Origin of the sequence: Kaistia sp. MMO-174, assembly GCF_037147815.1 — a bacterium.
GTDB classification, from domain to species: Bacteria; Pseudomonadota; Alphaproteobacteria; order Rhizobiales; family Kaistiaceae; genus Kaistia; species Kaistia nematophila.
Map to the genome: position 1 here is coordinate 362,171 of NZ_JBBCUO010000002.1, position 12,083 is coordinate 374,253.

The window sequence follows — 12,083 nt, forward strand, 5'->3', positions numbered from 1 at the left end:
AGGAGACAAGAATGTCTGAAGACAGGCTTCCCGGTTTCGCGACGCTGGCAGTCCATGCCGGCGCCCAGCCCGACCCGACCACGGGCGCGCGCATAACGCCGATCTACCAGACGAGCTCGTTCGTCTTCGAGAATGTCGACCATGCGGCGTCGCTGTTCGGCCTGCAGGCCTTCGGCAACATCTATACGCGCATCACCAATCCGACGACCGCCGTGCTCGAGGAGCGCGTCGCGGCGCTGGAAGGCGGCACCGCCGCGCTCGCCGTCGCCTCCGGCCATGCCGCGCAGCTTCTCGTGTTCCACACGCTGCTGCAGCCGGGCGACGAGTTCATCGCCTCGACCAAGCTCTATGGCGGCTCGATCAACCAGTTCAATCACTCGTTCAAGAGCTTCGGCTGGAATGTCGTCTGGGCCGATCCCGACGACATCGCCTCGTTCGAGCGGGCGATTACCCCGAAGACCAAGGTGATCTTCATCGAGTCGATCGCCAATCCCGGCGGCATCGTCGTCGACATCGCCGCGATCGCCGCGGTCGCCAAGCGCGCCGGCGTGCCGCTGATCGTCGACAACACGCTGGCGACGCCGTATCTCTGCAAGCCGTTCGAGCACGGCGCCGACATCGTCGTGCATTCGCTGACGAAATTCCTCGGCGGCCATGGCAATTCGATGGGTGGCGTCATCGTCGACGGCGGTCGGTTCAACTGGACGCGCGAGGCGCGCTACCCGAAGCTGTCGCAGCCGCTGGCCGAATATAACGGCATCGTGCTTGCCGAGACCTTCGGCAATTTCGCTTTCGCGATCGCCTGCCGCGTGCTCGGCCTGCGCGACCTCGGCCCGGCCATCTCGCCGCAGAATTCGTTCCTGATCCTGACCGGCATCGAAACGCTGCCGCTGCGCATGCAGAGGCATTCCGACAATGCCCGCGCCGTCGCCGAACACCTGATCGACCACCCGGCCGTGGCCTGGGTGAGCTATGCCGGCCTGCCGGGCGACCGCTACCACAATCTCGCCCGCCGCTACGTGCCGAAGGGCGCAGGCGCGGTTCTTACCTTCGGTCTGAAGGGCGGCTACGACGCCGGCGTGAAGGTCGTCTCGACCGTCAAGCTCTTCTCGCATCTCGCGAATATCGGCGATACGCGCTCGCTCATCATCCATCCGGCCTCCACCACGCACCGCCAGCTGAGTGACTCGCAGAAGGTGCTGGCCGGCGCCGGCCCGGACGTTGTCCGCCTGTCGATCGGCATCGAGGACAAGGAAGACATCATCGCGGATCTCGACCAGGCGCTTGCCGCCACCTGATCCGGCTCGAGGTCCAGAAGACCCTCACCCCAACCCTCTCCCGCAAGCGGGAGAGGGAGTTCTGCCCACCCCGTCGGGCTTGGGGTGTTTCCCAAAATGTCCTCGAAAATGGCTCGCTGGCCGGATGGCACGCAGGCTTAAAACCCTCGCCCGCTTGCGGGAGAGGGCAGGGTGAGGGGCTTGCTCTACCCTCGCCCTACGCCATCACCTTCACATAGCTTCCCGGCGCGTCCTCGATAGCCTTGACCTTGCGGCCGCCGGGCGTGCGTGCCTTGACGCGCGTATTGTCCTGCGCCTCGATCCAGGCCTGCCAGTGCGGCCACCATGAACCCGGCTGCTCCTTGGCGTGGCCGAGCCAGTCCTCCAGGGCGTCGCCATGCGGCGCGCGACCGGTCCAGTACTGGTATTTGCCGCGCGAGGGTGGGTTGATCACGCCGGCGATATGGCCGGATCCGGCCAGCACGAAAGTGACTGGACCGCCGAAGAAGGATGAGCCGTAGAAGACGGAGCGTGGCGGCGCGATGTGGTCGTCGCGGGTGGCGAGGTTATAGATCGGTATCGTCACGTCGCCGAGCGACAGCGGCTTGCCGTCGACCACGAGTTCGCCCTCGGCCAGCTTGTTGTCGAGATAGCAGTTGCGCAGATAGAAGGAGTGGTTCGCTGCCGGCATGCGCGTGGCGTCGGAGTTCCAGTAGAGCAGGTCGAACGGGATCGGTTCCTTGCCGCGGAAATAGTTGTTCACGACATAGGACCAGATCAGGTCGTTGGAACGCAGCATGTTGAAGGAGGCGGTCATGTTCTTCCCCTCCAGATAGCCGCGCACGCTCATCTTCTTCTCGACGGCCTCGATCTGCTCCTCGTCGATGAAGACCTTCAGGTCGCCGGCATGGGTGAAGTCGACCTGGGTGGCGAACAGGGTCGCCGAGGCGATCCGCGTGTCGCCGACGCCCGCCATGTAGGCGAGCGTATAGGAGAGCAGGGTGCCGCCGACGCAATAGCCGATGGCATTGATCTCCGTCTCCCCGGTGATCTTCTGCACCGTGTCGAGCGAGGCGAGGATGCCCTCGCGCATGTAGTTCTCGAAGCTCTTTTCGGACTGCCTTTCGTCCGGATTGATCCAGGAGATCACGAAGACCGTATGGCCCTGCTCCACCGCCCAGCGGACGAAGGATTTTTCCGGGTTGAGGTCGAGGATGTAGAACTTGTTGATCCAGGGGGGCACGATCAAAAGCGGCCGCTTCAGCACGTCCTTGGTGCTCGGCTTGTACTGGATCAGTTGGCAGACATCGTTCTGCAGGATGACCTTGCCGGGTGACAGCGCCAGGTTCTTGCCGATGGCGAAGTGCGAGTTGTCGGACTGGCGGATGATCAGCTCGCCATTTCCCGCCGCGATGTCCTCGGCCAGCATATCCATGCCGCGCACGAGATTGTCGGCGCTCGAATCAAGCGTATCGCGCAGGATCTCGGGATTGGTGAACAGGAAATTCGACGGCGAAACCGCATTGGCTATCTGGCGGACATAGAATCCGGCCTTGAGCCGTATATGCGGATCGAGGTCGTCGGCGCGCTCGACCATCTCCTCCGCCCAGCGCGTCGTGATCAGGTAGAACTGCTTCACGAAATCGAAGAACTGGTTCTCCGTCCACTGCGGGTCCTTGAAGCGACGGTCGCGCGGGTCTGGCACGGCGACAGGCGGCATCTGCACGCCGCTCATGCGCTGCATCGTGCTCGTCCACAGCATGAAATATTGGCCGTAGAGCTTTGATTGCGCTTGTATGCTTCGACCAGGTTCGGCGGTCCAGTACTCGATCACCTTGGCAAGCGTGCGGACGATCTCGGCGATCTCGTCGGTCAGGTCAGCCGAGAGTCGGCCGTCTTCCCGGGGTTTCAGGAAGGCGTTGGCGGCCTTGGTCATGCCCTCGATCATCTTCGCGATGTTCTGGGCGAATTTCTCGGGATCTTTGATGATCAGGCTGATCGGGGCTCCGTCGGAGGTCGTGCGGTCGCTTCCGGTCTTGTCTTTGGCCATCATGTCCCCGAATGCCATTCTACCATCGGGAAGGCTGCGCTGCTTTCCCCGACGCGCGGAGTCTAATAGCTTCGCCCTCACAGGGATATGATGCGCATGCTATCGGCCCGCTTACCACAATGAGTTCATGATGAATCCGATCGGAATCAAGCGGTCTCGTTCCGCGTCGCTCTCTTTCATGCTGGCGCTGTCGGTTTCGCTGGCGGCGTGCTCGCCGCAGCTATCGAGGACCCTCGACAACACGCCCGATCCGGAGTTGACCCGCCAGGGGGCGTTCCCGAACATCAACGTCGCCGGCCAGCAGCCGCCCGGCAAGCTGATGACGCCGGACGAACTCAAGCAGGCGACAGCGAGCCTGAAGGCCCAAAGCGCCCGCAACAACCCGCAGGCGGCGCAGGCGGCGCTGAAGCAGAGCGCGGCCTCCAACGCCGCGCTGGAGAAGACCGCGGCGACCCATGCCAAGAAAACCTTGTCGGAAATTCAGGAGCGATGTGGCGAGCCGGGAGCAGACGCCACGAAATGCCCTCAATAAGGGTGCTTTCATAGTTCGCGGTTCGGTGTAGAACCGCCCTGCGCCAGGTGAGGCGCATCATAACTATCCAAGAGAGATGGATTCGGAGCGATGAGCGAGTTCCACAGCGTGCGGCGTCTGCCGCAGTACGTCTTTGAGCAGGTCAACCGGCTTAAGGCGAGCGCTCGAGCCGCAGGCGCCGATATCATCGATCTGGGCATGGGCAATCCCGACCTTCCGACGCCGCAGCATATCGTCCAGAAGCTCGCCGAGACGGCGGGCCGGCCGGACGTCCACGGCTATTCGGCGTCGCGCGGCATCAACGGTCTGCGCAAGGCCCAGGCTGCCTATTACGAGCGCCGTTTCGGCGTGAAGCTCGATCCCAACACGCAGATCGTCGCCACGATCGGCTCGAAGGAAGGCTTCGCCAACATGGCGCAGGCGATCACGGCGCCGGGCGACGTGATTCTGGTCCCCAATCCGAGCTACCCGATTCATGCCTTCGGCTTCCTGATGGCAGGCGGCGTGATCCGCTCGGTGCCGGTCGAGCCGGGTCCCGAGTTCTTCCATGCGATGGAACGTGCCGTCATGCACTCCATCCCGAAGCCGCTCGCAGTCGTCCTCTGCTACCCGTCCAATCCGACGGCGCATGTTGCGGACCTTGACTTCTATCGCGACGTCGTCGCTTTCGCCCGCAAGCACGACCTCTTCGTGCTGTCGGATCTCGCCTATGCCGAAATCTACTTCGACGATTTCCCGCCGCCCTCGATCCTGCAGGTTCCGGGCGCGATGGACGTCGCGGTCGAGTTCACCTCGATGTCGAAAACCTATTCGATGGCCGGCTGGCGCATGGGATTCGCGGTCGGCAATGAGCGCCTGATAGCCGCGCTGTCGCGCGTGAAATCCTACCTGGACTATGGCGCCTATACGCCGATCCAGGTCGCGGCCACCACCGCGCTGAACGGCCCGCAGGACTGCATCGAGGAGATGCGCCAGATCTACAAGCACCGCCGCGACGTTCTGGTCGACAGCTTCGGCCGTGCCGGCTGGCAGATCCCGGCGCCGCGCGCCAGCATGTTCGCCTGGGTTCCGATCCCGGACGCGTTCAAGTCGATGGGCAGCCTCGAATTCTCGAAGCTCCTGATCGAGAAGGCCGACGTTGCCGTGGCTCCGGGCGTCGGCTTCGGCGAGCATGGCGACGACTATGTGCGCATCGCCCTCGTCGAAAACGAGCAGCGTATTCGGCAGGCCGCGCGCAATGTCCGTCGCTTCCTTGAAACGGCGGACAAAACGTTGCACAACGTCGTCCCGATCAGCAGCGCCCGGCGATAAGCCGGGCCCCCCTGGGGCGTTTATATGAATCAAGCACTTCGGCTGGGTGTCGCCGGCCTCGGCACCGTCGGCGCGTCCCTGCTGCAACTGACGCAGCGCCATGCCGATGAACTGGCGCTGCGTTGCGGCCGCCCGGTCGTCGTTACCGCCGTCACGGCCCGCGATCGCTTCCGCGATCGCGGCGTCGATCTGTCTGCCGTCGCCTGGTACGACGACCCCATCTCGCTGGCCCAGTCTCCCGACATCGACGTCTTCGTCGAACTCATGGGCGGCGCCGACGGCTCGGCTGCTGATTCCGTGCGCGCCGCGCTCGACGCCGGCAAGCATGTCGTCACCGCCAACAAGGCCCTTCTCGCCAAGCACGGGACGGAGCTGGCTCGCCGCGCCGAGCAGAACAGCGTCTCGCTGAATTTCGAGGCGGCCGCCGCCGGCGGCATCCCGATCATCAAGACGCTGCGCGAGTCGCTTGCCGGCAATCGGGTCGGCCGCGTCTATGGCATCCTCAACGGCACCTGCAATTACATCCTCACGCGCATGGAGCGGGAAGGCATCGCGTTCGACGTCTGTCTCGCCGAGGCGCAGCGGCTCGGCTATGCCGAGGCCGATCCGACCTTCGACGTCGACGGTTTCGATACGGCCCACAAGCTGGCGCTGCTGACGGCGATCGCCTTTGGCACCGAGATCAATGCCGACGCCATCTATGTCGAGGGCATCCGCTCGATCTCGACGGCGGACATCGAGGCGGCCGACGAGCTCGGCTACCGGATCAAGCTGCTTGGCGTCGCCACCCGCACGGAGAGCGGAATCGAGCAGCGCGTCCATCCGACCATGGTGCCGAAGTCCTCGCCGATCGCCCGCGTCGATGGCGTCACCAACGCTGTGGCGGTCGAGGCCGATTTCGTTGGCCGGCTGGTTCTGTCGGGCCCGGGCGCCGGTGGTGATGCGACCGCCTCGGCCGTGATGAGCGACATCGCGGATCTCGCCCGCGGCGACGTGGTCGGCACGTTCGGCCGGCCCGCCCACACGCTGAAGCCCTATCAGCAGGCCGTCATGCGTTCGCATGCCGGCGGCTATTATATCCGCCTTGCGGTCTATGACCGGCCGGGTGCCTTCGCCTCCATCGCCAAGCGCATGGCGGAGAACAACATCTCGCTGGAATCGATCGTGCAGCGGCGCCGGGCCCCCAAGGCCGATGCTCCGGAACATCCGCAGCCGCAGGCGCCACAACCGGTTATGCTCATCACCTACGAGACGACCGAGTCGCAGGTCAAGGAAGCGCTCGATCGGATTACGGCGGACGGTCATATTGCGGAGAAGCCGCAGATGATACGCATCGAACAACTGGCCTGACAGCGGAGCAGCAACACCATGGCGATGACGGGGAACGCGAAGGCAGCGGGTCTGGACCGGATCCTGACGCTTGAGCTCGTGCGCGTGACGGAGCGCGCGGCCGTTGCGGCGGCGCGCTGGCGCGGGCGCGGCGACGAGATGGCTGCCGACCAGGCCGCCGTCGACGCCATGCGCCGCGAGCTCAACCGCTTGCCAATCGAGGGCACCGTCGTCATCGGCGAGGGCGAACGCGACGAAGCGCCGATGCTCTATATCGGCGAGAAGGTCGGCAAGGGTTCCGGCCCGAAGGTCGACATCGCGCTTGATCCACTCGAAGGCACGACGATCTGCGCCAAGAACCAGCCCAATTCGCTGGCCGTGATCGCCATCGCCGAAGGCGGCAGCCTGCTCTACGCGCCCGACGTCTACATGCAGAAGATCGCCATCGGCCCCGGCTATGCCAAGGGCGTCGTCGATCTCGACGCGTCGCCGCTGGAGAACATCCAGGCCCTGGCGGCCGCCAAGGGCGTTCCGGTCAACGAGATCACCGCCTGCATCCTCGACCGCCCCCGTCATGCCAAGCTGATCGAGGACGTGCGCGCCACCGGCGCCGCGCTCCGCCTGATCGGCGACGGCGACGTCGCCGGCGTCATTCACACGACCAATCCGGACGAGACCGGCATCGACATCTATCTCGGCATCGGCGGCGCGCCCGAGGGCGTGCTGGCTGCGGCGGCGCTCCGTTGCATCGGCGGCCAGATGCAGGGCCGCCTCGTCACCCAGTCGGACGCGCAGCGCGAGCGTGCCGCCAAGATGGGCGTCAAGGACTTCGACAAGAAGTTCACCCATGACGAGATGGCCAAGGGCGACGTGCTGTTCGCCGCGACCGGCGTGACCGACGGCAACCTGCTTTCCGGCGTCCGCTTCGCCCGCAATGGCGAGATCACCACCGACACGGTCGTGATGCGTTCTTCTTCCGGCACGGTTCGCTGGATCAAGGCGACGCACCGCGATCTCGAGAAGTTCGACAACGAGGGCTGATCCGGCTCCCATGTCCATGACATCCAGCGACGCACGGCGCGCCTTTCTCGGCGTTGAGGGATCCGTGACGGGGCGCCGCTGGACCGAGCGGGTCGACGCGACCTCCAGCTTGGCCGCGACCGCCATGGCGCAGCGCCATGAGATCCCCGAGTTGGTTGCGCGCGTGCTGGCCGGCCGGGGCGTCGCCATCGACGACGCGGCGCATTTCCTCGATCCGAGCCTGCGCCGCCTCATGCCGGATCCTTCGGTGCTCGCCGACATGGATGCGGCAGCGGCTCGCATCGCCGACGCCGTGGAGGCCGGCGAGCATGTCGCGATCTTCGGTGACTACGACGTCGACGGGGCGACGTCTTCGGCGTTGCTCGCCCGCTTTCTGCGCCATCAGGGCGTCGAGACGCGGATCTACATTCCCGACCGCATTTTCGAGGGCTACGGCCCCAACCCCGACGCGATCCGCACTCTGGTGGAGGAAGGCGCCGGCCTCATCGTTACTGTCGATTGCGGCTCGACCAGTCACGAGGCGCTCGGCGTCGCCCGCGATCTCGGTCGCCTCGTCGTTGTGCTCGACCATCACCAGATGGGCGCGGAACTGCCGCCGGCGCTCGCCGTGGTCAATCCGAACCGGCAGGACGACCTGTCTGGCCTCGGCCATCTCGCCGCCGTCGGAGTCACCTTCCTCGCCATCGTCGCCGTCAATCGGGAACTGCGCAGGCGAGGCTGGTATGGCGAGAGCCGGCCGGAGCCGGACTTGCTGCAGTGGCTCGACCTGGTCGCGCTCGGCACGGTCTGCGACGTGGTGCCTCTCATCGGGCTGAACCGGGCGTTCGTCACCAAGGGCCTGCTGGCGGTTCGGCGCCGGGCCAATCCGGGTCTCGCGGCACTGTCGCAATGTGCCCGCATCGACGTGCCGGTCGCGCCCTATCATCTGGGCTTCCTGCTGGGGCCGAGGATCAATGCGGGCGGCCGCATCGGCGACGCCGCGCTGGGCGCACGACTGCTGTCGCTCGACGATCCGGCGGAAGCAGAGCGGATCGCCGTCGAGCTCGACGATCTCAACAAGCAGCGCCAGGCCATCGAGACGGCGATGCTGGAGGAAGCCGTCGCGGAGGCGGACGCCGAGATCGGCGCGGGCGAGGGGCCCGCCGTCATCGTCACCGCGAGCGAGCGCTGGCATCCCGGCATCGTTGGCCTGATTGCCGCCCGCCTGAAGGAGCGCTTCCGCCGTCCGGCCTTCGCGGTCGCGCTGATGCCCAATGGCATGGGCACTGGTTCCGGCCGTTCGGTTTCCGGCGTCGATCTCGGCGCGCTCGTGCGCGGCGCTGTCGAGAACGGCATTCTGGTCAAGGGCGGCGGTCACGCCATGGCCGCAGGCCTCACCATTGATCCCGCGCGCTTCGGTGAATTCCGGGCGTTCCTGGAAGCCGGCGCCGCCGAGGCTTCTCGCCGGGCCCGACAGGCCGACCAGTTGCTGATAGACGGAGCGCTCACCGCCCGTGCCGCGACCCCCGACTTCATCGACATGGTGGAGAAGGCCGGGCCCTTCGGCGCCGGTCATGCCGAGCCAGTCTTCGCGCTTCCGGCGCATGTCGTCGGCTACGCTGACACCGTCGGCAACGGCCATGTCCGGGTGACGCTTTCCGGCGGCGACCAGAACATCAAGGCGATCGCCTTCCGCGCCGCCGACAGCGACCTCGGCCGGATGCTGCTGGGGTCGCGCGGTCGCCCGCTGCATGTCGCCGGCTCCCTGTCGATCGATCATTGGCAGGGCAGGCGGCAGTCGAGCTTGCGGATTCTTGACGTCGCGCAGCCGCAACCGCTGCGCTAGCACTAGAGATTCGCGGGGCGTTGCCTTCCGCCGACGCCGCGTTAGCTCCCTTCTTGTCCGGTATCAGCAGCCTTCCGGTGTGCCGAGCGCGGTTGCAATTTTTTCCTGAGACTGTTGAACTAATTCCGTAGGAATTGAATCGCCGAATGATCGCTCGTCATGCGAGTGTATCGATGGAAGGCGGTCGTGCCGGAGCGGAAGGCGCCCGGACGGACCTACATGACGTCCCGCAGACCTGGAATTCGCCCTGAAGTCCTTACCAGGCCACCGACCCGGAATGCGCATGAGCAAAAAAGAGTGGCAGAACAAGGTCGTAGAACTGCGCGGGCGAAGGAACTTGTTTTAAGATTTTAGCTATGGTGAAATAATTCAACCCGGAATGGCGGGGAGGCCGGCATGAGCAGCGAGCCCTTGAAGGTAGGATTGAAGATCAGAGATGCGCGCAAGCAGCGCCGGCTGACATTGCAGCGGGTCGCGGAGGCGACCGGTCTCTCGATCGGCTTCTTGAGCCAGGTCGAGCGCGATATCACAACCCCGTCGCTGTCGTCCCTGGTGACGATCGCCAAGGCCCTGGATCTTCCCGTCAGTTCTTTTCTGCACCAGCCGGATATCCCCAATGCGGTGTCGCGGCGTGATGGCAGGGTGACCTACGGCATCAATCCGGCCTGGATTTCCTATGAGCGGCTTTCGACGACGTTCCCCGGCCAGATGCTCAACGCCGTCAAGATGAACGTGCCGCCGCGCTATCTGTCGGAGACGACGTCGCACGAAGGCGAGGAGATCGTCTACGTGCTGGCGGGAACCATCCGCTACGTCATCGACGAGGTCATCTACGAATTGCATGCGGGGGACACCCTGCATTTCTCGGCCCATCGTCCGCACCGCGTCCAGAACGCAACGGACCATGTCGCCGAGGTTCTTTCTGTCGGGACACAGCAGCTCTTCTCGGATTCTCCCCGCCATCGCGGCCCCTCGCACGGCAGCGGTGCGGAGTTCCGCAAGAACCAGGACAAGAGCCAGGAAAAGACTGCGGTGCCCGGCGTATCCGAGGGTGAAACGAGGTAATATGATGAAGAAGTTGCGTGCATCGCTGCTTTTGGCGGCTCTTTCCGTCCCCGCCCTCATGACGGCGGCGGCTCACGCGGAGACGGTGCTGCGTCTCGACGAGGCGCCGATCGGCGAGCTCGATCCGGCCAAGGCGACCGACTACGCCGACTCGATCCTGATGTTCAACGTCTACGACACGCTGGTGGCGCCGACCGCCGGCAAGCCCGGCACGCAGCCGCTGCTCGCGTCGAGCTGGACGGTCGACGGCAACGCCTACACCTTCACGCTGCGCGATGACGTCAAGTTCCACTCCGGCAATCCGCTGACGGCGGAAGACGTGGTCTATTCGTTCGATCGCATGATCGCGCTCGGCCAGGGCTTCTCGCACCTCTTCGTCGATAGCGTCGAGAAGGTAGAGGCCGTCGACGGCAAGACGGTGAAGTTCACGTTGAAGGGGCCCTACGCGCCCTTCCTGTCGGCGCTCGTCCGCCTGCCGGTCGTTGATTCCAAGCTCGCCCGGCAGCATCAGGCGGATGGAAAGTATGGTGCGTTCGGCGATTATTCCGAGGCATGGCTCTCCGCCAACGACGCCGGCTCGGGCGCCTATGCGGTGGTGAAGCAGAACCCGCAGGAAGAGACCGACCTGGTCAAGTTCAAGGACTACTTCCTCGGCGCCACGCCGAAGTCCCCGGACAAGGTCCGCTTCCGCTATGGCCTCGAGGCCTCGACGGTGCGCGCGCTGCTCTCGAAGGGCGAGCACGACATCGGCTCGCAGTGGCTGCCGCCGGAAGTCGCCAAGGCGCTCGCCGCCGACGACAAGATGCAGCTTCTGACCGAGGTCGGCACCAACGTCTTCTACATCAAGCTGAACACGGCGAAGCCGCCGCTCGACGACGTGCATTGCCGCCTGGCGCTGACCTACGCGTTCGACTACGCGACCGCCGCCAAGATGGTCGCCGTCACCGACAAGGTCTCGCTCGGCAAGCCGGCCAACGGGCCGATCCCGCACGGCATGCTCGGCTCGTCGAGCGACGTGCCGAACTACGCGCAGGATCTCGACAAGGCCAAGGCCGAACTGGCGCAGTGCAAGTACAAGCCGGAAGAGACGCCGCTCGAGATCTCCTGGATCGCCGAAGTGCCGCTCGAGGAGCGCTTCGCGCTGCTGATGCAGGCCAATTTCGCCAAGCTCGGCTTCAAGCCGGAAGTGAAGCGCGTTCCCTGGGCGCTGTTCACCGAGATGGTGACCAAGCCGGAGACGACGCCGAACATCTCGCAGATCTTCAACAGCGCCACGACGCCCGACCCGGATTCCCTGCTCTACAACACCTACCATTCGTCGGCGAAGGGCACCTGGCAGTCGCCGGAGTATCTGCAGGACGCCGAGGTGGACAAGCTGCTGGCGGCCGGCCGCGCCGAGGTCGATCCGGCCAAGCGCCAGAAGATCTACGAGGATCTGAGCCAGCGCCTGCGCGACCTCGCGCCGACGATCTACGCCTATGACCAGGTCGCGGTCTTCCCGGCCCGCAAGGCGGTGAATGTGCCGGCGATGTCGAACGATGCGGATCGCTATGCGCTTTCTGCCTTCGGATTCACGTTCCGCAACGTGGAGATGGCCGAGTAAAGCCATCCTCGATCCGACCCCGGTCGTGGGCACTTTGGTGCCCGCGACCG

Annotated in this window: 9 protein-coding genes; 8 read left to right on the forward strand and 1 reads right to left on the reverse strand. The window is 65.1% G+C overall.

From position 1 onward, the window contains the following. Nucleotides 1–11 precede the first annotated feature (11 nt). Nucleotides 12–1,298, forward strand: a complete 1,287-nt coding sequence (locus tag WFK98_RS07680) for an O-acetylhomoserine aminocarboxypropyltransferase (RefSeq protein WP_336799820.1) — start codon at nucleotides 12–14, stop codon at nucleotides 1,296–1,298. 196 nt (nucleotides 1,299–1,494) lie between these two features. Here the strand turns inward: WFK98_RS07680 and WFK98_RS07685 are convergent, their stop codons facing one another. Then, complete coding sequence (locus WFK98_RS07685) at nucleotides 1,495–3,327, reverse strand: PHA/PHB synthase family protein (RefSeq protein ID WP_336800314.1); 1,833 nt, start codon at nucleotides 3,325–3,327, stop codon at nucleotides 1,495–1,497. 127 nt (nucleotides 3,328–3,454) lie between these two features. Here WFK98_RS07685 and WFK98_RS07690 point away from each other — a divergent pair, with 127 nt between their 5' ends. The 7 genes from WFK98_RS07690 to WFK98_RS07720 all read left to right on the forward strand — a co-directional run bounded on the left by WFK98_RS07690 (nucleotide 3,455) and on the right by WFK98_RS07720 (nucleotide 12,033). Further along, entirely contained in the window at nucleotides 3,455–3,859 is a 405-nt protein-coding gene (locus WFK98_RS07690) for a hypothetical protein (RefSeq protein WP_266337429.1), read from the forward strand. 90 nt (nucleotides 3,860–3,949) lie between these two features. Beyond that, nucleotides 3,950–5,170: an LL-diaminopimelate aminotransferase gene (locus WFK98_RS07695; RefSeq protein WP_266337430.1), complete on the forward strand. Its 1,221-nt coding sequence runs from the start codon at nucleotides 3,950–3,952 to the stop codon at nucleotides 5,168–5,170. A gap of 24 nt (nucleotides 5,171–5,194) precedes the next feature. Next, nucleotides 5,195–6,520, forward strand: a complete 1,326-nt coding sequence (locus WFK98_RS07700; protein ID WP_266337431.1) for a homoserine dehydrogenase — start codon at nucleotides 5,195–5,197, stop codon at nucleotides 6,518–6,520. A gap of 18 nt (nucleotides 6,521–6,538) precedes the next feature. Continuing rightward, the gene (glpX, locus tag WFK98_RS07705; RefSeq protein ID WP_266337432.1) at nucleotides 6,539–7,540 is read left to right on the forward strand and encodes a class II fructose-bisphosphatase; all 1,002 of its coding nucleotides are present in this window, start codon (nucleotides 6,539–6,541) and stop codon (nucleotides 7,538–7,540) included. A gap of 10 nt (nucleotides 7,541–7,550) precedes the next feature. After that, a complete protein-coding gene (recJ, locus tag WFK98_RS07710) occupies nucleotides 7,551–9,365 on the forward strand; it encodes a single-stranded-DNA-specific exonuclease RecJ (protein ID WP_336799821.1) in 1,815 nt (604 codons plus the stop codon). 396 nt (nucleotides 9,366–9,761) lie between these two features. Then, nucleotides 9,762–10,430, forward strand: coding sequence for a helix-turn-helix domain-containing protein (locus WFK98_RS07715; RefSeq protein WP_266337434.1), 669 nt, complete (start codon nucleotides 9,762–9,764; stop codon nucleotides 10,428–10,430). 4 nt (nucleotides 10,431–10,434) lie between these two features. Next, nucleotides 10,435–12,033, forward strand: a complete 1,599-nt coding sequence (locus WFK98_RS07720) for an ABC transporter substrate-binding protein (RefSeq protein ID WP_336799822.1) — start codon at nucleotides 10,435–10,437, stop codon at nucleotides 12,031–12,033. The last annotated feature ends 50 nt before the right edge of the window (nucleotides 12,034–12,083 follow it).

Coding starts and splice junctions, on each gene's coding strand:
- WFK98_RS07690 (WP_266337429.1), top strand. CDS start 3,455: ATGATGAATCCGATCGGAATCAAGCGGTCTCGTTCCGCGTCGCTCTCT.
- WFK98_RS07700 (WP_266337431.1), top strand. CDS start 5,195: ATGAATCAAGCACTTCGGCTGGGTGTCGCCGGCCTCGGCACCGTCGGC.
- WFK98_RS07695 (WP_266337430.1), top strand. CDS start 3,950: ATGAGCGAGTTCCACAGCGTGCGGCGTCTGCCGCAGTACGTCTTTGAG.
- WFK98_RS07680 (WP_336799820.1), top strand. CDS start 12: ATGTCTGAAGACAGGCTTCCCGGTTTCGCGACGCTGGCAGTCCATGCC.
- glpX (WP_266337432.1), top strand. CDS start 6,539: ATGGCGATGACGGGGAACGCGAAGGCAGCGGGTCTGGACCGGATCCTG.
- WFK98_RS07685 (WP_336800314.1), bottom strand. CDS start 3,327: ATGGCCAAAGACAAGACCGGAAGCGACCGCACGACCTCCGACGGAGCC.
- recJ (WP_336799821.1), top strand. CDS start 7,551: ATGTCCATGACATCCAGCGACGCACGGCGCGCCTTTCTCGGCGTTGAG.
- WFK98_RS07720 (WP_336799822.1), top strand. CDS start 10,435: ATGAAGAAGTTGCGTGCATCGCTGCTTTTGGCGGCTCTTTCCGTCCCC.
- WFK98_RS07715 (WP_266337434.1), top strand. CDS start 9,762: ATGAGCAGCGAGCCCTTGAAGGTAGGATTGAAGATCAGAGATGCGCGC.